This is a genomic window from Microbacterium sp. 3J1, from assembly GCF_001049495.1.
GTDB lineage: Bacteria > Actinomycetota > Actinomycetes > Actinomycetales > Microbacteriaceae > Microbacterium.
In genome coordinates, this window is the sequence record NZ_CDWI01000007.1 from 115307 (window position 1) to 136934 (window position 21628).

Consider the following 21628-nt stretch of genomic DNA (forward strand, 5'->3'; position numbering starts at 1 on the left):
GAGGTGATTCGGGGTGGGGCATCGTCTCGTCTCGCGAGTCGTCGCGCTCTGGTCAGGGGCGGTCGCCGGGAGCGGGCCTCTCGACCACGGCTTCGGCCGCGGCGGCCTCGGCCGTGGGCACCTGCGGTCCCACGGACACGCCGACCCGCGCGGTCGCCGCCTCTTCCGCCTCGCCGCTGACGACCACGGGGGTCGAGTCGGTGAGTGCGTTCTCGGCATCGATGTCGGTCGCGGCCTGTTCGAACTGCGACTGGTAGAGGCGCCAGTACGCACCCTGGGCGGCGATGAGCTCGTCGTGCGTGCCCTTCTCGACGATGTCTCCGTGCTCCATGACGAGGATGAGGTCCGCGTCGCGGATCGTCGACAGACGATGCGCGATCACGAACGACGTGCGCCCCTGCCGCAGCGCCGCCATCGCGTGCTGCAGCAGCAGCTCGGTGCGGGTGTCCACCGCCGACGTCGCCTCGTCGAGGATCAGGATCGACGGCTGCGCCACGAATGCCCTCGCGATCGTGATGAGCTGGCGCTCACCCGCCGAGACGTTCGACGCGTCCTCGTCGAGGAGGGTGTCGTATCCCTCGGGAAGCGCGTGGACGAACCGGTCGACGTACGTCGCCTTGGCGGCCTCGAGCACCTCTTCGTCGGTCGCCGTGGAACGCCCGTAGCGGATGTTCTCGCGGATCGTGCCGGCGAAGAGCCACGGGTCCTGCAGCACCATGCCGGTGCGCGAGCGCAGGTCGTCGCGGGTGATCTCGGAGATGTCCTGGCCGTCGAGCATGATGCGCCCGCCGCTGAGCTCGTAGAAGCGCATGATCAGGTTGACCAGCGTCGTCTTGCCGGCGCCGGTCGGACCGACGATCGCGACCGTCTGCCCGGGCTCGACCCGGAACGACAGGTCGGTGATCAGCGGGCGCTCCGGGCTGTAGGAGAACTGGACGTTCTCGAACTCGATGACACCCTTGCCGTCTGCGAGCGCGGGGGCGTCGATCGTGTCCGCCTCCTGCTCGTCGGCATCGAGGAGATCGAACACCCGCTCCGCCGAGGCGGTTCCGGACTGCACGACCGCGGCCATGCCGCCCAGCTCCGACAGCGGCTGCGTGAACTGCTGCGAGTACTGGATGAACGCCTGCACGTCGCCGAGTCGCAGCTGTCCGCTCGCGACCATCAGGCCTCCGAGCACGGCGATGCCGACGTAGGTCAGGCTGCCGACGAAGGTCATCGCCGGCATGATGACGCCGGAGAGGAACTGCGCCTTGAAGCTCGCCTGGTAGAGCTCCTCGTTCTCGTCCTTGAACTTGTCGAGGGCGTCCTTCTCGCGACCGAACACCTTGACGAGGGCGTGACCCGAGAAGGCCTCCTCGACGCGGGCGTTGAGCCGACCGACCTTGCGCCACTGGGTGCCGAACGCCTTCTGCGAGCGGGGACCGATGACGCCGAAGATCACACCCATGAGCGGGAGCGCCACGAGAGCGACCAGTGCCAGCTGCCACGAGATCGTGAACATCAGCACGAGCACTCCGACGACGGTGAGGACCGCCGTGAGTGCACCGGACAGCGATTGCTGCATCGTCTGGGTGATGTTGTCGATGTCGTTGGTGACACGCGAGATCAGCTCACCACGCTGCACCTTGTCGAAGTACGCCAGCGGCAGACGGTTGATCTTGGCCTCGACCTGCTCGCGCAGGCGCCACATCGTGCGCACCATGATGACGTTGATGACGTAGCCCTGCAGCCAGCTCAGGAAAGCCGCGACGACGTAGATCGCGAGCACCGCGGCGATGATCCACCGCAGCGCGTCGAAGTCGATGCCGTCGCCGACCTGGAAGTCGCCGAGGGCGCCCACCTGATTCGCGAAGTCGTCCTGCCCGGCGGACCGCAGCTGCTCGACGACCTGATCCTGCGACGTCCCGTCGGGGAAACCGGGGAAGTCGCCCTGCGGCTGTCCCAGCTGGTTCGAGATGAACCCCTTGTAGATGAGGTTCGTCGCCTCGCCGAGCACCTTGGGGGCGGCGACCGTCAGGACGACGCCGATCGCGCCCATGATGGACACGAAGATGAACCACGCGGCCGAGGGCTTGAGCAGACCGATCATCCGCGCGAAGCTCTTGCCGAAGTTGTCGGCCTTGCCCGGCGCGACACTGTCCCAGCCGCCGGCGTTCTGGCGTGCCTGCTCGGCGAGCTCGGCCTCGTACTTCTCCTCTTCGGTGAGCTCCGGCTCGACCACGGGCGCGGCCGTGGCCGCGGTACCTCGCTGACGCCGACTCTTCGGCGTGTTCTGCTCGCTCATGCGTCCACCCCCAGCTGCGACTCGACGATCTCTCGGTAGGTGTCACTCGTCTCGAGGAGCTCCTCGTGCGTGCCGACGCCCACCATGGTCCCGCCCTCGAGCACGACGATGCGGTCTGCGTCGGTGATGGTGGAGACGCGCTGCGCCACCACGATCTTCGTGACATGCGGCAGCTCGCGCCACAGCGCCTGACGCAGTCGCGCATCGGTCGTGAGGTCGAGCGCCGAGAAGGAGTCGTCGAAGACGAGCACCTGCGGCTGGCGCACGATCGCGCGTGCGATCGCGAGGCGCTGACGCTGACCGCCCGACACGTTGGTGCCGCCCTGCGCGATCCGCGACTCGAGCCCGTCGGGCATCTCCTCGACGAAGTCGCGGCCCTGGGCGATCTCGAGCGCGTGCCAGAGCTCCTCGTCCGTCGCGTCCTCGCGGCCGAAGCGCAGGTTCGACGCCACCGTGCCGGTGAACAGGAACGGGCGCTGGGGCACGAGGCCGATCGACTTCCAGAGCGCCTCGACGTCCGCCTCGCGCACGTCGGTGCCGCCCACGAACACGGCTCCGCCCGAGACGTCGAACAGGCGCGGGATCAGGGAGACGAGAGTCGTCTTGCCCGCACCGGTCGATCCGACGATGGCGACGGTCTCGCCCGGCTGAGCTGCGAAGCTGATGCCGGACAGCACCGGCGAGTCGGCACCGGGGTAGGTGAACTCGACGTCGTCGAACGCCACGGCGCCCGGCGCTGCGAAGTCGGTGACCCCGTTCGCGGGGCGCTCCATGCTCGACGGCGTGTCGAGGACTTCGCCGATGCGCTCGGCCGAGACGGCAGCGCGCGGGATCATCATCGCCATGAAGCTGGCCATGATGACGCCGCCCATGATCTGACCGATGTACTGCATGAAGGCGAAGAGCGTGCCGACCTGGACGGTGCCGTTGTTCACCTCGATGCCGCCGAACCAGATGACGGCGACGACGGTGACGTTGAGGATGAGCATGAACAGCGGGAACAGCAGCACGAACAGCGAGCCGACCTTGCGGCCGACGATCATGATGTCGGTGTTCGCCCCGCGGAAGCGCTCCTCCTCGATGCGTTCGCGCACGAAGGCGCGGACGACGCGGACACCGGTGAGCTGCTCGCGCATGACGCGGTTCACGGTGTCGAGCTTGCCCTGGTAGCTGCGGAACAGCGGCACCATGCGTCCGATGACCAGCGCGGCCAGGAGCAGCAGCACGGGCACCGAGACGGCGATCAGCCAGCTGAGCCCGGCGTTCGTCTGGACGGCGAAGATGATGCCGCCGATGGCGAGCAGCGGTGCGGTGACGAGCATGGTCGCGCCCATCATCGCGAGCATCTGCACCTGCTGCACGTCGTTGGTGTTGCGTGTGATGAGCGAGCCGGCCCCGAACTGCGAGACCTCGCGCTCGGAGAAGCCGCTCACCTTGCCGAAGACGTCGGCGCGGATGTCGCGCCCCGCGCCCATGGCGGCACGCGCGGCGAAGTAGGTCGCGATGACCGAGGCGACGATCTGCCCCAGCGACACCGCGAGCATGAACAGCCCGGTGCGCCAGATGTAGTCGGTGTCGCCCTGGGCGACGCCCTCATCGATGATGTCGGCGTTCAGGCGCGGCAGGTAGAGGGTGGCTGCGGCACTGGCGAACTGGAAGACCAGGACTCCGACGAGCAACCACTTATAACGGGAGAGATAACGGAGGAGGATTTTTCCCAGCACAGGCGCACTTTCTAGGAATGGTGAAGCGGCGGATCTCCCGGCAGGCGAATGCGGGCCGACGATCACGCACAAGCTAGAGTGCCACGATCCACCGACATTCGTATCCCCCTGTGGGCGGACCTTCGCTCACAGCGAACCGATCGGCTCCCGACCAGCGCTTTTCTGCACTCCGGCGAACAACCGAGCGGAGGGCGATGCGCCTCAGAACAGGGGCTGCTCAGGGACGTAGGACCGCGCCGGCTCCCCGGCATCGGGCGCGAGGTCGGCGATGGACGCCGGCTCCCACTTCGGATTCCGGTCCTTGTCCACGAGCTGCGCCCTGATGCCCTCGACGAGATCCGGATGCTGCGTGACGAACCACATCACGCGGCGGTACTCGCCCTCCAGCGCCGCGCGGAGATCGGGCATCGCCCGAGCCTCGCGGACGGCGTCGAGGGTCACGGCGAGCGCCGTCGGCGCGAGGCTCTCGAGCAGATCGGCCGTCGCCACGGCATCCGACACCTCCGCGGCCCGCAGCCTCGAGACGATCTCGGCGACCGTGTCGGCCGAGAATGCGTCGTCGATCCACTCGCGGGAGGCCGGGAGCGTCGACGGCTCCGGCGTCTCGTCGAAGAGCAGCACGATCTCTGCGGGACCGGTCGGATCGGCCCGGTAGGCGAGCGCCTCGCGCAGCGCCTCGAGCCGATCGGACGGGACGAAGTGGTCGGCGAAACCGAGCAGCACGGCATCCGCCCCGTCCATCGTGCCGCCGGTGAGCCCGAAGTACTCGCCGAGACGACCGGGGGCGCGGCCGAGCAGCCAGGTGCCGCCGACGTCGGGCGTGAAGCCGATGCGGGTCTCGGGCATGGCGAGCTTCGAGCGCTCGGTCACGACACGGATGGCCGCGTGTCCGGCGAGGCCGATCCCACCGCCCATCGTGATGCCGTCGGCGACCGCCACGACGGGCTTGGGGTACTCCGAGATCACTGCGTTGAGGGCGTACTCGGCGCGGAAGAACTCTGCGGTCTCGTCGGCGCGGCCCGCGACGATCTGCGCGTGCAGCGCTCGGACGTCCCCTCCCGCGCACATCCCGCGGTCGCCCGCACCGTCGATGAGCACGATCTGCACGTCGCTGTCGTGCCGCCAGGACTCGAACACCTCGGTGAGCCGTCTGATCATGTCGATGTCGAGGGCGTTGATCGCCTCCGGGCGATTCAGCGTCACCCTGCCCAGAGCCCCTTCGGTGCGGGCGAGGACACGGGCGGCGGAGGCGGAATCGGTCACGGGTGCCAGGCTACCCCCCGTCATCCGGGTCTTGCCTCGGGGTGGTTTGTGCGATAAATACGCGATTACAGGGCTTTTCCGGCAGGATAGGAAGAACTGCCCACTGCAATGAGAGGTCGCAGATGCCCGACGGACAGGTGCTCGAGTTCACGCACGTCACGAAGCGTTTCAATGACGTGACGGCGGTTTCCGACCTCACCGCACGGATCGAGCCCGGGGCCGTGACCGCCTTCCTGGGCCCCAACGGCGCCGGGAAGACGACGACCCTGCGGATCCTCCTGGGCCAGGTGCGCGCGACGAGCGGCACCGCGACCGTCGGCGGAGTCGCGTACTCGGAGCTCCGGCATCCGCTGCGCACCATCGGCTCCGTGCTGGAGGAGACGGTCTACCGTCCGCGCCGTTCGGCGGCCCGCCAGCTCACGATCGCCGCGAAGGCCAACGGCATCCCGCTGTCCCGAGTCGACGAGGTTCTCGCCCTGGTCGGGCTCGAGAACGAGCGGGAGGGGCGGATCGGCAGCTTCTCGCTCGGCATGCGTCAGCGTCTCAGCGTCGCCCACGCCCTGCTCGGAGACCCGGGAGCACTCGTGTTCGACGAGCCGGCGAACGGCCTCGACCCCGAGGGCATCCGCTGGATGCGCCTTCTGATGCGCCGTCTCGCCGACGAGGGGCGTACCGTGCTGGTCTCCTCGCACGTGCTCAGTGAAGTGGAGCAGGTCGCCGACAACGTCCTCGTGCTGTCGAAGGGGCAGCTGATGCTGTCGAGCGGCATCGAGAAGCTCGCCGACCCCGCGGCGGGATCGGTCGTCGTCGACGCGGCAGACCGCGTGGCCCTCACGGCCGCGCTCTCCGCGGCGGGTTTCGAGATCGAAGTGCTGCGCTCGGGTCTCACGGTCCGCGGCGGAGATGCGGGCAGGGTCGGCGCGATCGCGGCATCCGCCGGCATCGCCCTGAGCACGCTCGTGCAGCGCGGCCCCACTCTCGAGGACGTCTTCATCGCGCTGGTGCGCGGCGGCACGCTCACGGCGCCGGCGATCACGTCGTCATCGGCACCCGCTGCGACCGCCGATGACGCGGAATCCTCCGCGACGGATGCCGACGAGACCGCACCGGCGATCGACGCAGCCGTGCCCGGTGCGACGCTCGCCGCGGCAGGTATCGCGGGCGCGGCGGCCGGAGCGGTCGAGAGCGCGGATGCGGTCGAGAACGCCGATGCGGACGCGGATGCGGTTTCGGATTCGGATGCAGGCGCGGATGCCGATGCCGATTCGGATTCTGATGCCGATTCCGATTCCGATTCTGAGAGCCCGGACGCACCCGAGCCGGCTGACGACCAGGACGCGGAGTCGGACAGTCCTGCCGACCGCGACCAGGACGCGTCGTCGTCGGCCGCCCCGTCGTTCGACGACATCCTGTTCGGCACCGGCGCTGCGGCCGAGTCCGACGACGAGTCCCAGGGCGACGCCGGCTCCGGTTCGGGGGACGAGGGTCCGGACTTCGACATCTTCTCGGGTCTGCAGGAGTCCGAGCAGGCGTCCGGCACCCGCAGCTCCGAGGGCGAGGAGCGCGAGGGCGAGGAGCGCGAGGCAGACGACGCAGACCCGCGTTCCGCCGCCGTCAGCTCGATGCTCGCCGCTGCGGCCCGCGCCTACTACGACGACGAACCGAAGCAGTATCCGTTCGCCGAGACGCCGGCGGAGTCCGACTCGGACGACGGCGCACACTTCTCCGTCGCGAGCACCGGAGTCATCGACCAGATCGATGCAACCGAAGCTCCGGAGTCGGAGTCGGAGTCGGAGTCGCAGCCGGAGTCGCAGCCGGAGTCGGGCGGGGAGCGCGACGGTGAGCACCACCACGACGGCGAGCACCAGCACGACGGCGAGCACCACCACGAGGGCGAGCACCACCCCGAGGGCGAGCACCAGCACGACGGCGAGCACCAGCACGACGGCGAGCACCACCAGCACTGATCCGCCCGTCTGACGAACGAACGCCCTCCGCGCCGAAAGGCTGCGGAGGGCGATGTCGTTCGCGGCTCGGGTCAGGCGGGGCGGGGTCGGATGACCGGACGCCGTCGCCCCTTCGAGACGGGTGTCGGCGCCGTCGCGACGATCTCCTCGACGTCCGCCGGTTCCTCGGACACGTCGAGGCGGAGAGCCTGAGTGAGGGCGAGGCCGTGCCGCGTCGTGAGGATCAGCCGACGATACTGCTCGTCGCCGTCGAGGTCGATCACGACGCTCGGTCGACGGCGGCGGATCAGCACGAAGTCGACGCTGCCCGCAGCCTTCCATGTTCCCGCCGCGAGGATTCCGGGGATGTGAGTGCCGGGGTTGGGAACGCCGCGGAGCCAGGTCCACGCGTCCTCGATGAGCTGCACCTTCGTGATGGTCTCGCGCGAGAGACGCACATTCTGTCGGTGGAAGCTCGCGGCACGCTCGATCGGCGAGAGCACGACCTCCAGTTGCGTCTGGTCCAGCAGCAGCGTCACCATGCGACAAGTCTGCCAGCGGCGCCCTGCCAGTTGTCTGCGTCTTGCTCACAGGACGGCAACGATCCGTTGTCGGGTCTCTCCATCGCTCGTCCTCCATATCGATGTTCTGCTCGAGTTTCGAACAAATCTACTAGAGTCGGAGCATGACTTCCACCGGCGACACAGACCTCGAGCAGCGCCGCGCGCTGCTCGATTCCTGGGTCGATACGCGCCGAGCGATCGCTCGACTCGAGGCCGAGGCGAGCGACCTCCTCGCAGAGCGGATGCGTCTCAGTCACGCGGATGCCGCGGAGCACACCTACCATCGCGATGCCATCCATCGATCGATGATCGCGGAGTACTCGGCTGCGGGACGCATCCCCCAGGGCAGCATCGAGTACGCGTTCACCGATGCCGCCTTCCTCTCCCGGAGCCACCCGCAAGTGCGCGAGGCGTTCCACGAGGGGTCCATCACGGCGGCGCACGTTCGGGAGATCGTGCGGGCGGCAGGGGTCGTCCGTGAAGCGATAGACAACGGCAGAGCGGATGCCGACGTGCTGCCTCTGTTCGACACGGTCGCCGTCATCGTGGCCGAGACCGAGACTCCGGCCCGCACCCGCGCGCACCTGCGTGAGCTGGCAGCCACGCTGGCGGGCTCGACGATCACAGAGCGCCACGCGCGGGCGGCGTCGGAGCGCACCGTCACGGTGCGTCCCGCCGGAGACGGTCTCGCCGTGGTGACGATCGTGCTCCCCGAGCATCTCGCGGCCGCGATCATGGACCGCCTCACTCAGCTCGCCCGGGCTGTCATCGCGGGTCGGGCCGATCGCGAGCCCGTGCTCGATCCGATCGATGAGGGCGAAGATCCTGTCTACCCCGAGCACATCGCTCAGGATGACCCGGCTCGCGACGACTACGCCATCTTCGGCGATGGAACGTTCACGACCGATCCGTCGACGCCGGGCGCGGCGAACCGCGAGCGGGTCGATCCGCTCACCGACCCTGCCCGCAGCCCTGACGTGGAACACATCCCCGCCGATACGAGGACCATCGACCAGGTGCGCGCCGATCTGCTGACCGACCTGCTGCTCGTTTCCGACCCGAGCGCAGCCAACGGCTCGGGTCTCGACAACATCCACGCACGGATCCAGGTGACCGTCGCCGGCACGACTCTGGCAGGCTGCGACGAGCGTCCGGCGCAGCTCGACGGGCACGGCCCTCTGCACCCCGACGTCGCGCGAGACCTCGCCGGCCGACGCAGCGGCTGGTCGCGGCTGTTCCTCGATCCGACCGGACTGGTCAGAGAGACCGACACGTATACCCCGACAGAGCCGATGCGCCGGTTCCTACGTGCCCGGGATCAGCACTGCCGGTTCCCGGGCTGCCGCATGCCCGTGCATCGAAGTCAGATCGACCACACCTTCGACCACGCCAAAGGAGGGAAGACCGAGACAGGCAATCTCGCACATCTCTGCGCGACGCATCACGTGCTGAAGCATCCCGACGTCGCCGATGAACACCGCTGGACCGCTCGACAGCTCCCAGACGGCACCATCGACTGGCTCAGTCCGTTGGGCCGGACCTACCGCGACGCGCCCCGCAGACGGGTGATGTTCATCTAGGGCGCAGCAGCGCACTCGCTCAAGGACGGGCGGGAGCAGCTGCGGTTGCGGCCGCGGCTGCTGCTGCGGCCACCGGCAGGGCAGCCTCGATCCGCTGCAATTCTTCCTCCCCGTGCGCGGCGGTGAGGAACCAGGCCTCGAACACGCTGGGGGGCAGCGCCACACCCTGCTCGCGCATCGCGTGGAAGAAGGGCGCGTACCGGAAGGTCTCCTGCGCCTGCGCCTCGACGTAGTCCCGCGGCGCTGTGGCCCGGAACGACGGGTTGAACAGGCTTCCCGCGTGGGCGACGGCATGGGTGACGCCGGCGTCCGTCAGCGCACGGTCCAGCGCGAGCGCGACCCGCGCCGCTGCGGCATCGACCGTGGCGTAGACGTCCGGAGTCGCCAGCCGCAACGTCGCGAGTCCCGCAGCGACCGAGAGCGGATTCCCCGACAGCGTGCCCGCCTGGTAGACGGGGCCCAGCGGCGCGAGCAGATCCATGACGTCCGCACGGCCGCCGAGGGCTGCCAGCGGCATCCCTCCCCCGACGACCTTGCCGAAGGTGATGATGTCGGGCAGGTAGTCCTCGCCTCCGGCGGCCTGCAGCCCCCAGAACCCGGCGGGATGCACGCGGAAGCCCGTGAGAACCTCGTCGAGGATCATCAGTGCACCGTGTGCATGAGCCGTGTCGGCGATGAATCGGTTGAACCCCGGAAGCGGCGCGACGACACCCATGTTGGCGGCCGCAGCCTCGACGATGACCGCGGCGATCCGCTGGCCGTGCTCGGCGAAGACCGCCTCGAGGGCATCACGGTCGTTGTAGTCGATAACCAGGGTCTGCGCGGCGATCGGCGCCGGCACACCGGCCGAACCGGGCAGAGCGAGCGTCGCGACGCCCGAGCCCGCCGCGGCCAGCAGCCCGTCCGAGTGGCCGTGATAGTGGCCGGCGAACTTCACGAGCAGGTCGCGCCCGGTGGCACCACGCGCGAGACGGATGGCGGTCATCGTCGCCTCCGTGCCCGTCGACACGAGACGCACGCGCTCGACCGGACGCACCTCGCCGAACCGCACGCGATCCGCGATCAGGGCGGCGAGCTCCACCTCGCCCTCGGTCGGCGCGCCGAACGACAGTCCGCGCGTCGCGGCCTCCTGCACGGCGGCGACGATCTCGGGGTGCGCGTGCCCGAGCAGCGCCGGGCCCCACGACGCGACGAGGTCGACGTACTCCGCGCCCGCGGCATCCGTCACCGTCGCGCCCCGCGCCGACGCGAGGAAGCGAGGGGTGCCGCCTACAGATCCGTAGGCGCGCACGGGCGAGTTCACCCCGCCCGGGATCACCGTGCGTGCGGCGGAGAACAGGTCGTCGTTGCGGTCGGTCACAGAACTCTCCTCAGTGATGCGCGGACGTCAGCACACCGCTTCCAGGCTAGCCCGCCGACCTGTGCACAGCGCTCAGAACCCGCTCCCGAGCCGGTCGAGCGTCGCCGGCGGTGAGCTGTCAGCAGGGCGGTGCGCTGTCAGCCGCGCAGCCAGCGTGCGGCTTCGGTCGCCCAGTAGCTGAGCACGACATCGGCGCCGGCCCGACGGATCGAGAGCAGCGACTCGAGGATCGACGCGCGACGGTCGATCCAGCCGTTCGCCGCAGCCGCCTCGATCATCGCGTACTCCCCCGAGACCTGGTACGCCCAGACCGGGATGTCGACGGTGTCCCGCACCTCGCGGAGCACGTCCAGGAAGGCCATCGCGGGCTTGACCATGACGATGTCGGCGCCCTCCTGCTCATCGACGACCGCCTCGCGCACGCCCTCTCGCCGGTTGCCCGGATCGAGCTGATACGTGCGGCGATCGCCCTTCAGCTGAGAGTCCACGGCTTCGCGGAACGGCCCGTAAAACGCGCTCGCGTACTTCGCCGCGTACGCCAGCAGCAGGGTGTCGGTGAAGCCTTCGGCGTCGAGCGCCTGCCGGATCACCGCGACCTGGCCGTCCATCATCCCCGACAGCCCGAGCAGCTGGGACCCGGCGCGCGCCTGCGCGAGCGCCATCGACGCATAGCGCTCCAGGGTGGCGTCGTTGTCGACCGAGCCGTCGGCGGCGAGGACACCGCAGTGACCGTGATCCGTGAACTCGTCGAGGCACAGATCGGTCTGCACGACGAGCGCGTCGCCGACCTCGGCCGCGAGTACCTCGGTCGCGACGTTGAGGATGCCCTTCGGGTCGTCGGCGCCTGACCCCTGGGCGTCGCGCACGGCGGGGACGCCGAACAGCATCACACCGCCGACACCGGCCTCGGCCGCCTCGGTCGCGACCCCGCGCAGCGAATCCAGGGAATGCTGCGCCACACCGGGCATCGAGCCGATCGGGCTGGGCTCGGCGATGCCCTCGCGGACGAACAGCGGAAGCACGAGCTGGCGCGGTTCGAGAGAGGTCTCACGCACCAGCCCCCGCACCGCGGGCGACTGACGCAGCCGGCGAAGACGGACCTCGGGAAAGCTCACGGCGCCAGCTCGTCTGCCGCATGCGGAAGCGTGAAGCTCGACACCGCGTCGATCAGCGCGTCGACCGTCTGGCGATCGGCGACGACGGTGATCGGGAGCCCGGCCTTGTCGGCGTCCTTCGCGGTGCGAGGACCGATCGCAGCCAGGAGCGTCTCGTCGGGGATCTCCGGGAACTGCTCCCGTACCTGGGTCGCGACGGATCCGCTCGTGATGAGGATGGCATTGATGCGGCCGTTCTCGACGTCGCGCTTGATGCGGTCGGTCACCGGCACGCCCACCGTGCGGTACGCCACGACGCTGTCGACGTCATGGCCTGCCTCCTGCAGCAGCACGCTGAGCACCGGCTTCGCGATCTCGCTGCGCAGGGCGAGGATGCGGCGAGGCTCGGTCTCGAGGGCGATGAGCTGCTCCGCCATGCCCTCGGCGGAGTTGTCCTCGTCGGGGACCAGCGCGACGTCGTAGCCGACCGCCTGCAGGGCAGCCGCGGTCGTCTCGCCGACCGCGGCGATCCGCGTCGACCGGGGCACGATCGCCCGGTGGGCGAACATGACGTCCACCGTCGTGGCGCTCGTCACCGTCAGCCAGTCGTAGACGCCGTCGGCCAGCTGGGCCAGCGCGACGTCGAGGGCTGCCTGGTCGGTGGTCGGGGCGAAGTTGATCAGCGGCGCCACCACGGGCACAGCACCCTGGGCGCGCAGGCTCGCCGCGACGCCGTCACCCCACGGCCCGCCACGGGGCACGAGGATTCGCCAGCCGTCCAGCGGTCGGTCCTGCTTCGAATTCGTCATGAGGAATGCTCTCGGGAAACAAGGTCAGCCGCCCCTTGTTCGAGCAGCCGACGGGCAACACTCAACCCGAGCTCGCGCGCTGCGTGCATCGGGTCCGCACCATCGGCAGCATCCGCTCCATTGCCACTGCCGTTCCGACGAATATACTCCCCGTTCAGGGCTTCCGTGACGTCGAGGCCGATCCGGCGCTCTCCATCGGGGGCGTAGACGACGGATCTGACGCGGATCCCCTCGCCCTCGGATGCCGCGTGCGCGGCCATCGGCGCCTGACATCCGGCGTCCAGCCCCTCGAGCACCGCGCGCTCGACGGTGACCGCCAGACGTGTGTCCGCATCGTCGAGCTCGGCGAGGGCGGCGAGCAGTTCGTCGGGTGCGTCCGTCCGCGTCTCCACGGCGAGGGATCCCTGGCCCGGGGCCGTCGGCCACTCGGCGAGACCGAGCTCCTCCCGGCGCAGGGGAGAATCCGAGCCCAGGCGGGACAGCCCGGCGGCGGCGAGGATCACGGCATCCAGTTCTCCCGAGGCGACGCGCTGCAGTCGCGAGTCGACGTTGCCGCGAAGGTCGACGACCTCCGCGTGCGGAGCCCGTCGCCGTACCTGGGCGATGCGCCGAGGCGAGCCGGTGCCGACCTTGCTGCCCGAGCGGAGCTCATGCAGCGGGGTGCCCCCGCGGGTGATGACCACGTCTCGCGCATCCTCGCGCACGGGGGTCGCCGCGATGACGAGCCCGTCGGGGATCGCCGTGGGCAGGTCCTTGAGCGAGTGGACGAGGAAGTCGCACTCCCCCGCCAGCAGAGCCTCGCGCAGGCGGGTCGCGAAGATGCCCTGGCCGCCGATCTCCGACAGCGACGCGCGGTTGGTGTCGCCCTCGCTCGTGATCGGCACGAGCTCGACGCGGCGACCCGAGACCTTCTCGAGCGCTGCGGCGACGTGGCCCGACTGCGCCTGGGCGAGCGCGCTGCGCCTCGTGCCCAGTCGGATCGGGGTGGACCGGTTGATGGAAGAGCTCATGACAGGCCTACTGCAGCACGTCCGCGATCTCGTCGAACCGCAGGCGCCGTCCCGTGTAGAACGGAACCTCCTCCTGCACGTACAGCCGGGCGTCCGTGTAGCGCAGGTCGCGCATGAGGTCGACGAGCTCGGTGACGTCGTCGGCCTCGAGGGGCAGCAGCCACTCGTAGTCGCCCAGGGCGAAGGCAGCGACCGTGTTCGCGATGACGCCGGTGAACGCGGCGCCCTTGCGACCGTGGTCGGCGAGCATCGCGCGGCGCTCGGCCTCCGGCGCGAGGTACCACTCCGGCGTGCGCACGAACGGGTACAGGCACAGCCAGCCCTTGGGTTCGACGCCCCGGAGGAAGCCGGGGACGTGCGCGCGGTTGAACTCGGCGTCGCGGTGCACGCCCATGACGTTCCACACGGGCAGCAGCGACCGCAGCAGCTCGGTGCGGCGCAGGCGTCGCAGCGCCTTCTGCAGCTCCTCCGCGGTGTCGCCGTGCAGCCAGACCATGAGGTCGGCGTCTGCCTTCAGACCGGAGACGTCGTAGAAGCCTCGCACCGTGACGCCGGAGTCCTCGATGTACGACACGATCGTCTCGAGCTCTGTCGAATCCGATTCGGTCACTGGGACGTCGGGGTTGCGTCGCCAGACGGCCCAGAGGGTGAAGCCGGACGGGTTCTCTTCGCGCTCATCGGACATAGGTCCAGTCTGCCCCCTTTGCTGAGTGGTCGCGAACGCGGCAGGATCGCGGACGGTGGCGCCCGCCGTCAGCGGGACAGTGCGCGCGCGATCACCCAGACCGCGCCGCCCACGGTGGCGGCGATCGCGACTGCGGCCGCCACTGCGGCGGCCGGGTTGCGGTCGGCGAAGATGCGTGCCTTCGCGGCGGCGCGCTTCGATGCCTTGTCGATGCGCCGAGGGAAGTTGCCCTTGACCTCGATCGCCGCGAGTGCCGCCTTCAGCTCCGCGCGAGCGGAGTCCCGGGCGTCGACGATTCCTGCGGGGACCGCCGTCTTGGGCAGCGACCGCGTGATGTCAGAGTTGGTCATCGCCGGCCTCCTTCACGATTCGGATGTCGTCGCTCACGGCCTGCGCCGGATTCTCACGGGCGAGCACCTTGCGGAACTTCAGGATGCCGAGCAGTGCGAACAGCAGCACGGCGAGGATGAGGATGCCGAACACGGCGAGTGCGGACAGCCAGACCGGCCACCACGACGACAGTCCCGCGATCGCGAAGACGAGGATGACGGGCACAGCCCAGAACAGGAAGAAGAGGGCGACCAGGAACCAGACGGAGCCGATCCCCGCATCCTTCGCCGTCTTCGACACCCACTTCTTCGCCGCATCGACCTCGGCCTTGACCAGGTTGCCGATGAGCTCGGGAAGGTCGCCGATGAGCGACAGCAGGCTGTCCTCGGCGCGATCGCGGTATCCGCGGGGCATCTCAGTCACCAGTCTTCGCGGCGCCGGAGCCGTTCGCAGAGCCGTCGGCGGAATCGGTACCCGTGGGTGCCGGCTTCTTCGCCTCGGGCTTCTTCGCGGCATCCTTCTTCGCGGCATCCTTCGCCTCGTCCACGGCATCCTCGGTCGCGTCGACGACGTCCTCAGCGGCCTTGCGGCCCGCTGCCACCGCGGAGTCGAGGCGCTGGCCGGCCGTACCGGTGCCGGTCGCCGACTTCACGACCTTCTGCACGCCGGTCCAGACGGCGCCGGGAACGGCCGCCGCCTTGTCGCCGATGAAGCCCTTGGCCTTGTCGACCTGCTCCTGGACGGGGTCCAGGTTCCAGACCTTCAGCCACTGCGTCTTGATCTGCTCGTACCGCGCGCGACCTGCGCGCGATCCGAGGACGTATCCCACGCCGAGTCCTACGACGAGTCCGATCTTCCCCTTCATGGGGTCTCCTCACGTTGTTCCGGTGTGAACGCCCGAGGGCGAACCGGCGGCTCGGCACCGCCTTCCGAGATGTCCAGCGTAGCCCTGTATGCCGAATTCGGCATCCGATCCGCAGAGGGTTGACAGACCGCCTTCTTTGAGGTTCGCGACCGCCCGGGCAATCAGTCCCAGAGGAGCGTGCGGCGCAGCCGATCGCTCTCCTCGCGGGCGTCGGGGACGACCTGCGCCAACCCGGTTCCCGCGAGCCAGGCGCCGACCACTGCGAGCCCCGGCACGGCCTGCACCGCGGCGCGCGCGGCGGCCCGTCGCCCTCCAGAGCCGATGATCGATGCAGGCTGCGACTGCACGAAACGGGAGCGGTGCGATGCGACCAGATCCTTCTCGGCCAGCGTGACACCGAGCAGAGCGGATGCTTCGCGCAACGCCAGCCGCGCCGCCGCGTCGTCGTCGAGGCCCGTCGTCGCGGCCGGCTCACCCTGTGCGCCGAAGGAGACGCGCACCACGTGACGCCCTTCGGCGGCGGCCCGCACCCAGTCCCACTTCGCCGTCGAGTGGGTGAGAGCCTTGGCCGTGTGGCTGCCCGGCACTGTGAGGACTCCGGTGCCGCGCGGAGCGCCGGACAGCGCCGAGGGCGCGAGCAGCAGCGTGACGATCTCGATCTCGGGCGCCTCCGCCCGCTCGGTGCGGCCGAGCGCGGGCACAGCCGCGGCGAGCAGTTCACGGGCGACGTCCTCCGACGTCGCGAGCACGACCCCGTCCGCCGTCAGCTCGACCTCGTCCATCGCGGGGCTGTCGCCGTCCTCCGCGCTCGGGTCGGCCACCGCGCTCGGGTCGACCTCCGCGCTCGGGTCGGCCTCCGCCTGCACCGTGACGGTCCAGCGCGAACCGGATGCCGTGAGTGCCGTGACACCGGTGCGCGTGCGCACCTCGCCGCCGAGCTTCTCGATGTCGGCGATCAGAGCATCGACGAGCACCGCCATGCCTCCGTCGAGCCCCTCGACCGCTGCGCCCGGGGCTTTCGCCGCGGCCTTCGACTCGGCCGCGCGCGCCGCGCTCTCGTCGCGCAGCGCCTGCACCGCCCCCGACAGGGAGCCGACGCTCGTCAGCGCCGAGTTCAGCCCGGGTGCGGCGACGTCCACGTCGACGTCGTCGGGCGAGGCCGAATACACGCCGGTGGTCACCGGCGCCACGAGTCTGTCCCTGACCTTGGCGCCCATGCGCGACGAGACGAGCTTGCCCAGACTGTGGTTGTGCCCGATCGTCAGCAGCGGACGCACGCGGTCGAGGTACGCGCGCCACACGCCCGACCATCCGATGATGCGGCGGACGTCCTCCTGGAACGGGTTGCCGGGGATTCCGAGGATCCCGCCGACCGGCAGCGGCGCCGCGCCGACTCCCGGGATGCCGGCCACCCATGCACTGCCCGCGGCCGGCGCGACGATGCGGTCGCCGAGGCCGAGCTCCTGCACCAGCGCTCGCACATGACCGCCGCGGGTCGCGTAGCTCTCGGCACCGGCGTCGACGACGACGCCGTCGAGCTCGGCCCGCCGGATCGCGCCGCCCGCGGCATCCGTCGCCTCCAGCACCGTCACCCGCATGCCCACCTTCACGCACTCCCGCGCGGCGATGAGTCCGCCGACACCGCCTCCGACGACCACGATGTGGAGCTCGGAGGCCCGCGCGGCGAGCTCGGCCGCAGCAGCCGTGGAGGTCGCGATCGGGACGGAGGCCGGCGCGGAGGCGGGGAGGGCGGACTCTGAGCTCATGCTCTCGATTCTTCCATCCGGCACCGGACGCCGCCTCGACGCACGCAGGGAGAAAAGCCTTGCGAGCGGCTCGAGCGGCTTCAGCGGCTCGAGCGGCTCAGATCGAGTGGACGAGTTCGACGATGCGCGTGAGCTGATCGGGGTCGGTCTCGGGCGGAACGCCGTGTCCGAGGTTCACGATGTGGCCGCGGGCGGCGCGACCGCGCTCGACCACGTCACGCACGTGCGCCTCGAGCACCGACCAGGGAGCCGAGAGCAGCGCGGGATCGATGTTGCCCTGCACCGTGACGTCGGGTCCGAGGATGCGCGCAGCCTCGTCGAGGGGCAGTCGCCAGTCGACACCGACACCGTCGGCGATGCCGTCGAGGCGCATGTCCGCGAGGAAGGGCCCGGTGCCGACACCGAAATGGATGGTCGGCAGCCCGATCCCCTCGAGCGCCGCGCGGGAGTGCGGCGCGACGAACGCGCGGTAGTCGGCGGTGCTGAGCGACCCGGCCCACGAATCGAAGAGCTGGACGACCGATGCTCCCGCGTAGCGCTGCGTCTCGAGGAACCGGCGCGAGACGAGGGCCAGCCATCCGGCGAGACGATGCCACGAGTCGGGATCGGCGTGCATCATGGCGCGTGCGCGAAGGTGCTCCTTCGACGGACCGCCCTCGACGAGGTACGCGGCGAGCGTGAACGGCGCCCCGGCGAAGCCGATCAGGGGGACGTCGCCGAGTTCGGCGGTGACGAGACGGACGGCCTCGGCGATCGCCTCGCCGTCGAGGGAGGCGGGATCGATCGCCGTGATGCGGTCGACGTCGGCCGCCGTGCGCACCGGGTTCGCGAACACGGGACCGCGGCCGGGCTCGATCTCGACGTCGACGCCCGCGAGGCGCAGCGGGATCACGATGTCGCTGAAGAACACCGCCGCATCCACGCCGTGGCGGCGCACGGGCTGCAGCGTGATCTCCGCCGCGAGGTCGGGCGTGAGGCAGGCGTCGAGCATCCTCGTGCCCACGCGCAGCTCGCGGTACTCGGGCAGCGACCTGCCGGCCTGGCGCATGAACCACACGGGGGCGTGCTCGGGGCGGGAGCCGGCGAGGGCGCGCAGCAGCGGAGCGTCGGAGAGAGCCATGCCTCCATCCTCCCATCCGCCGGTTATGAGTCCGCGGAGACGACGTGCGCGAACGACCGGTAGAATCGATCTGTGCTGCTGTGTGTCACGGCGAGTCACAAGACCGCCTCCTTCGAATTGCTCGAACGCCTGAGCCGCACCCCCGACGACGTCGCCTCCACCATCGTGGACACGGCCTCGTGCGTGCAGGGTGCGGTCGTTCTGGCTACCTGCAACCGGTTCGAGGCGTACGTCGAGATGGACGAGCCGGTCACCGCCGCCGGCGCGATCGGCGTCGAGGCCGTCCTCGAGGCGGTCGAGTCCGCCACCGGCATCAGCACCGGAGAACTCGACGGCGCGTACGACGTGCACTCCGGTCGACGAGTCGCCGAGCATCTCTTCTCCGTCGCCTCCGGACTCGAATCCGTCGTGTCGGGCGAGGGCGAGATCGCCGGCCAGGTGCGCCGGGCGCTGAAGTCCGCCCGCAAGGACGGCACCACGTCGCCCGAGCTCGAGCGCCTGTTCCAGCGCGCCAGCCAGGCACAGCGCAAGGTGAAGAACGTCACCGCCCTCGGCCGCGCCGGTCGATCGCTCGTCCGCCTCGCCCTCGAGCTCGCCGACAGCCGGATCGCGGACTGGTCGGCCGAGCGCGTGCTGCTCGTCGGCACCGGGGCCTACGCGGCCGTCACGTTGGCGACGCTGCGCGAGCGCGGCGCCGTGAACATCTCGGTGTACTCGCCGTCGGGCCGAGCGGAGAAGTTTGCCGCGAAGCACGGCATCCGCCCTGTCGACGCCGAGGACTACGCCCGCGTCGCCTCGCGTTCGAGCCTGCTGATCACCTGCACCACCGCGACCGAGCCGGTGCTCACTCCCGACCACCTGCAGGCGCCCACCGGCATCGCCGCGGCCGGGTGCCCGGTGGCGTCGCACAACCAGCTCGTCGTCGACCTCGGCATGCCGCGCAACGTCGATCCGGCCGTCGCGACACTCGAGGGCGTCGCGCTCCTCGACCTCGAGACCATCAGCCTGCACGCTCCGCTGGAGGAGCTGCAGGCGACGGATGCCGCACGCAGCGTCGTCCGCGAGGCGGCTGACACCTTCCACGTCGTCGGCAGCCGCCAGAGCGTCGTGCCCTCGGTCGTCGCGCTGCGCTCCCACATCTTCTCGCTGCTGGACTCCGAGATCGATCGGGCGCGTGCACGGGGCGATGAGGACGGCAAGGTGGAGCAGGCGCTGCGGCATCTCGCCGGTGTGCTCCTGCACACGCCCACGACCCGTGCGCACGAGCTCGCCGCCACCGGCCGTGCCGACGAGTTCTCGGCGGCCCTCTCGACGCTCTACGGCATCGCACCCGTCGAACCCGCCGAGGCATCGGTCGAAGACGACGCCGCGTCGGCCTGACGGCTCCTCGGCCGGCACCGCGCGATGTCGCGCCAGGTGCGAGACTGGGGGCATGGCCCTTCACATCACCGGAGACACCGCCGCCGACGCTCTGCTCACCGACAACCCGTTGGCGCTCCTGATCGGGATGCTGCTGGACCAGCAGGTCCGCTAACCATTGGCAAACCAGTGATGCCTAGTGACAGGAATCTCGACGCGCCCTCGCGACCGGAGCGCAAGGACTGCCGAGCACCGCAGGCGAATCGCCTCGTGCGGTCTGACCGTGACACGGTCCACGCCGTCTGAGGCCACGAACCCCCCGCCGGGCTCACCTGCAATAGAACCCCGCGTGGTCCCCTCGGTTCTGATCCACGAATGTCAGACCCTCTGGGTACTGTGTGAGTATGCCCATACAGACCCTCTCGATCGATGATACGCAGGCTGACCGCATCCTCGAGGTGCGCGAAGGCCACTTCAACGATATGAAGTCGAAGGCCATCAAGCCCGGCAAGCTAACAAAAGCGATGAGCGCGTTCGCAAACGCGGACGGCGGAGAACTTTACATCGGCATCGACGAAGACGACGGTAAGTTCACATGGAACGGTTTCACAGATGAGGAAGCGGCGAATGGGCATCTCCAGATCTTCGAGCAGCTATTCCCACTTGGTGAGGGGTTCCAGTACGAGTTCTTGACCGCTCCCAGCCGCGTGGGCCTGGTCTTGCACGTTGTCATACTTCGCGGGTCTACCATCCGCAAAGCTTCGGACAACGTCATTTACGTACGCCGCGGCGCATCCTCCCTTCCAGTCAGCACGGACGCGGCACTCCGGCAACTGGAACGTGACAAGGGGATTACTTCTTTTGAGACTGAGTTGGTGAACGCCGATCCTGCGGAGGTGACCAACTCAGAAACCACGATTGAGTTCATGCTTGAGGCGTTCCCGGCCGTCGAGCCCGAACGCTGGATGAGATCGCAGCGCGTCATTGCAGATGGTCGGCCCACCGTCGCTGGAGTGCTGCTATTCGCAGACTTGCCCCAGGCGTACCTGGCCAAGCGCTCATCGGTGAAGTTGTACAGATACAAGACCTCTGAATCCGAGGGCACCCGGGAGACACTGGACGGACAACCTGCAACCATTGAGGGCCCGCTCTACTCACAGATCAAGGCCGCTGTCGAGCGCACGACCGCGTTGGTCGAGTCGATAAAGAAGCTCGACGAATCTGGTTTGACGGCGGTCACCTATCCGCCAGAGACAATCCACGAGATCATCACCAATGCACTGATACACCGGGACTATGGGGTCGCCGATGATGTGCATATCCGAGTCTTCGATAACCGGGTCGAGGTAGAGAGTCCCGGGCGCCTCGCCGGACACGTTTCACCCTCGAACATTCTCGATGAGCGGTTTGCGCGGAATGGCAGCATCGTGCGACTCATCAATAAGTTTCCGGATCCACCGAACAAGGATGTCGGCGAGGGTCTCAACACCGCCTTTGCGGCGATGAAGAAGCTTCAGCTCAAGGACCCGATCATCGTCGAGCTAGATCACTCGGTTCTCGTGAACATCCGCCACGAGAGACTCGCCTCACCCGAGCAGATGGTTATGGAGTATCTCGCCGATTACGACGAGATTACGAACAAGATCGTCCGTGATCTCACCGGCATCGGTTCAGAGAACCGGGTGAAAAATGTATTCTACGCACTTGCGCAGGCCGGACAGATCGAGCGTGTACCTGAGAAGAGGGGCAATAAGGCGGCCTGGCAGAAGAAGACTTCCTGACTGCAGCGCAGGCCGCCTTGAAGACGAATCGGCATTCAGGTGACTAATCGGTTATTTGTTACCGGCTCGAGTCTGCCGAATCAGGG

At 69.1% G+C, this 21628-nt stretch carries 18 protein-coding genes and 1 pseudogene; 5 read left to right on the top strand and 14 right to left on the bottom strand.

The window, feature by feature from the left end; translation table 11 throughout:
• Positions 1-52: 52 nt before the first annotated feature.
• From BN2660_RS04010 to BN2660_RS04020, 3 genes are all read right to left on the bottom strand, one after another.
• A complete protein-coding gene (locus BN2660_RS04010) occupies positions 53-2287 on the bottom strand; it encodes an ABC transporter ATP-binding protein (RefSeq protein ID WP_091227601.1) in 2235 nt (744 codons plus the stop codon).
• On the bottom strand, positions 2284-4011 hold the full coding sequence (locus tag BN2660_RS04015; protein WP_091227603.1) for an ABC transporter ATP-binding protein: 1728 nt from the start codon (positions 4009-4011) through the stop codon (positions 2284-2286). The genes BN2660_RS04010 and BN2660_RS04015 overlap by 4 nt, the downstream gene beginning before the upstream one ends.
• A 201-nt stretch (positions 4012-4212) precedes the next feature.
• A complete protein-coding gene (locus tag BN2660_RS04020) occupies positions 4213-5274 on the bottom strand; it encodes an enoyl-CoA hydratase/isomerase family protein (RefSeq protein WP_255305015.1) in 1062 nt (353 codons plus the stop codon).
• A gap of 122 nt (positions 5275-5396) precedes the next feature.
• Between BN2660_RS04020 and BN2660_RS16685 the strand changes: the two genes are divergently transcribed.
• Positions 5397-7241 carry an ATP-binding cassette domain-containing protein gene (locus BN2660_RS16685; protein ID WP_091227608.1) on the top strand — a complete coding sequence of 615 codons (1845 nt, stop codon included), beginning with the start codon at positions 5397-5399 and terminating at the stop codon, positions 7239-7241.
• A 71-nt stretch (positions 7242-7312) separates the two neighbouring features.
• On the opposite strand, the gene BN2660_RS04030 is transcribed toward BN2660_RS16685, so the two are convergent.
• Positions 7313-7762, bottom strand: a complete 450-nt coding sequence (locus tag BN2660_RS04030; protein ID WP_091227611.1) for a hypothetical protein — start codon at positions 7760-7762, stop codon at positions 7313-7315.
• A 143-nt stretch (positions 7763-7905) separates the two neighbouring features.
• Here BN2660_RS04030 and BN2660_RS04035 point away from each other — a divergent pair, with 143 nt between their 5' ends.
• Complete coding sequence (locus BN2660_RS04035) at positions 7906-9363, top strand: HNH endonuclease signature motif containing protein (RefSeq protein WP_091227614.1); 1458 nt, start codon at positions 7906-7908, stop codon at positions 9361-9363.
• 19 nt (positions 9364-9382) lie between these two features.
• On the opposite strand, the gene BN2660_RS04040 is transcribed toward BN2660_RS04035, so the two are convergent.
• The 10 genes from BN2660_RS04040 to hemE form a co-directional block, all read right to left on the bottom strand.
• Positions 9383-10723, bottom strand: a complete 1341-nt coding sequence (locus BN2660_RS04040; protein ID WP_091227616.1) for a glutamate-1-semialdehyde 2,1-aminomutase — start codon at positions 10721-10723, stop codon at positions 9383-9385.
• A 137-nt stretch (positions 10724-10860) separates the two neighbouring features.
• A complete protein-coding gene (gene hemB, locus BN2660_RS04045) occupies positions 10861-11838 on the bottom strand; it encodes a porphobilinogen synthase (protein WP_091227619.1) in 978 nt (325 codons plus the stop codon).
• The gene (locus tag BN2660_RS04050; RefSeq protein ID WP_091227621.1) at positions 11835-12626 is read right to left on the bottom strand and encodes a uroporphyrinogen-III synthase; all 792 of its coding nucleotides are present in this window, start codon (positions 12624-12626) and stop codon (positions 11835-11837) included. The genes hemB and BN2660_RS04050 overlap by 4 nt, the downstream gene beginning before the upstream one ends.
• On the bottom strand, positions 12623-13636 hold the full coding sequence (gene hemC / locus BN2660_RS04055; RefSeq protein WP_091227623.1) for a hydroxymethylbilane synthase: 1014 nt from the start codon (positions 13634-13636) through the stop codon (positions 12623-12625). Before hemC ends, BN2660_RS04050 begins: the two co-directional genes overlap by 4 nt.
• Positions 13637-13643: 7 nt before the next feature.
• Positions 13644-14321, bottom strand: coding sequence for a hydrogen peroxide-dependent heme synthase (gene hemQ / locus BN2660_RS04060; protein WP_091227626.1), 678 nt, complete (start codon positions 14319-14321; stop codon positions 13644-13646).
• A gap of 68 nt (positions 14322-14389) precedes the next feature.
• On the bottom strand, positions 14390-14671 hold the full coding sequence (locus tag BN2660_RS04065; protein ID WP_091227628.1) for a hypothetical protein: 282 nt from the start codon (positions 14669-14671) through the stop codon (positions 14390-14392).
• Positions 14658-15065, bottom strand: coding sequence for a phage holin family protein (locus BN2660_RS04070; protein WP_091227630.1), 408 nt, complete (start codon positions 15063-15065; stop codon positions 14658-14660). The genes BN2660_RS04065 and BN2660_RS04070 overlap by 14 nt, the downstream gene beginning before the upstream one ends.
• A gap of 1 nt (position 15066) precedes the next feature.
• Positions 15067-15516, bottom strand: a complete 450-nt coding sequence (locus BN2660_RS04075; protein ID WP_091227633.1) for a hypothetical protein — start codon at positions 15514-15516, stop codon at positions 15067-15069.
• A gap of 161 nt (positions 15517-15677) precedes the next feature.
• On the bottom strand, positions 15678-17282 hold the full coding sequence (locus BN2660_RS04080; RefSeq protein WP_091227635.1) for a protoporphyrinogen/coproporphyrinogen oxidase: 1605 nt from the start codon (positions 17280-17282) through the stop codon (positions 15678-15680).
• A 97-nt stretch (positions 17283-17379) separates the two neighbouring features.
• The gene (gene hemE / locus BN2660_RS04085; protein ID WP_091227638.1) at positions 17380-18402 is read right to left on the bottom strand and encodes a uroporphyrinogen decarboxylase; all 1023 of its coding nucleotides are present in this window, start codon (positions 18400-18402) and stop codon (positions 17380-17382) included.
• A gap of 72 nt (positions 18403-18474) precedes the next feature.
• Between hemE and BN2660_RS04090 the strand changes: the two genes are divergently transcribed.
• The 3 genes and pseudogenes from BN2660_RS04090 to BN2660_RS04095 all read left to right on the top strand — a co-directional run bounded on the left by BN2660_RS04090 (position 18475) and on the right by BN2660_RS04095 (position 21542).
• Complete coding sequence (locus BN2660_RS04090; RefSeq protein ID WP_091227640.1) at positions 18475-19782, top strand: glutamyl-tRNA reductase; 1308 nt, start codon at positions 18475-18477, stop codon at positions 19780-19782.
• Positions 19783-19834: 52 nt separating this feature from the next.
• Positions 19835-19930: pseudogene (locus BN2660_RS16415) on the top strand (Fe-S cluster assembly protein HesB); the annotation flags it as partial.
• 235 nt (positions 19931-20165) lie between these two features.
• Positions 20166-21542 carry an ATP-binding protein gene (locus BN2660_RS04095; protein WP_091227642.1) on the top strand — a complete coding sequence of 459 codons (1377 nt, stop codon included), beginning with the start codon at positions 20166-20168 and terminating at the stop codon, positions 21540-21542.
• Positions 21543-21628 lie beyond the last annotated feature (86 nt).

Excerpts from the sequence above, each read along its gene's own strand:
- BN2660_RS04010 (WP_091227601.1), bottom strand. The coding sequence starts at position 2,287 with ATGAGCGAGCAGAACACGCCGAAGAGTCGGCGTCAGCGAGGTACCGCG.
- BN2660_RS16685 (WP_091227608.1), top strand. The coding sequence starts at position 5,397 with ATGCCCGACGGACAGGTGCTCGAGTTCACGCACGTCACGAAGCGTTTC.
- BN2660_RS04030 (WP_091227611.1), bottom strand. The coding sequence starts at position 7,762 with ATGGTGACGCTGCTGCTGGACCAGACGCAACTGGAGGTCGTGCTCTCG.
- BN2660_RS04035 (WP_091227614.1), top strand. The coding sequence starts at position 7,906 with ATGACTTCCACCGGCGACACAGACCTCGAGCAGCGCCGCGCGCTGCTC.
- BN2660_RS04050 (WP_091227621.1), bottom strand. The coding sequence starts at position 12,626 with ATGACGAATTCGAAGCAGGACCGACCGCTGGACGGCTGGCGAATCCTC.
- hemC (WP_091227623.1), bottom strand. The coding sequence starts at position 13,636 with ATGAGCTCTTCCATCAACCGGTCCACCCCGATCCGACTGGGCACGAGG.
- hemQ (WP_091227626.1), bottom strand. The coding sequence starts at position 14,321 with ATGTCCGATGAGCGCGAAGAGAACCCGTCCGGCTTCACCCTCTGGGCC.
- BN2660_RS04065 (WP_091227628.1), bottom strand. The coding sequence starts at position 14,671 with ATGACCAACTCTGACATCACGCGGTCGCTGCCCAAGACGGCGGTCCCC.
- BN2660_RS04070 (WP_091227630.1), bottom strand. The coding sequence starts at position 15,065 with ATGCCCCGCGGATACCGCGATCGCGCCGAGGACAGCCTGCTGTCGCTC.
- BN2660_RS04075 (WP_091227633.1), bottom strand. The coding sequence starts at position 15,516 with ATGAAGGGGAAGATCGGACTCGTCGTAGGACTCGGCGTGGGATACGTC.
- BN2660_RS04080 (WP_091227635.1), bottom strand. The coding sequence starts at position 17,282 with ATGAGCTCAGAGTCCGCCCTCCCCGCCTCCGCGCCGGCCTCCGTCCCG.
- hemE (WP_091227638.1), bottom strand. The coding sequence starts at position 18,402 with ATGGCTCTCTCCGACGCTCCGCTGCTGCGCGCCCTCGCCGGCTCCCGC.
- BN2660_RS04095 (WP_091227642.1), top strand. The coding sequence starts at position 20,166 with ATGCCCATACAGACCCTCTCGATCGATGATACGCAGGCTGACCGCATC.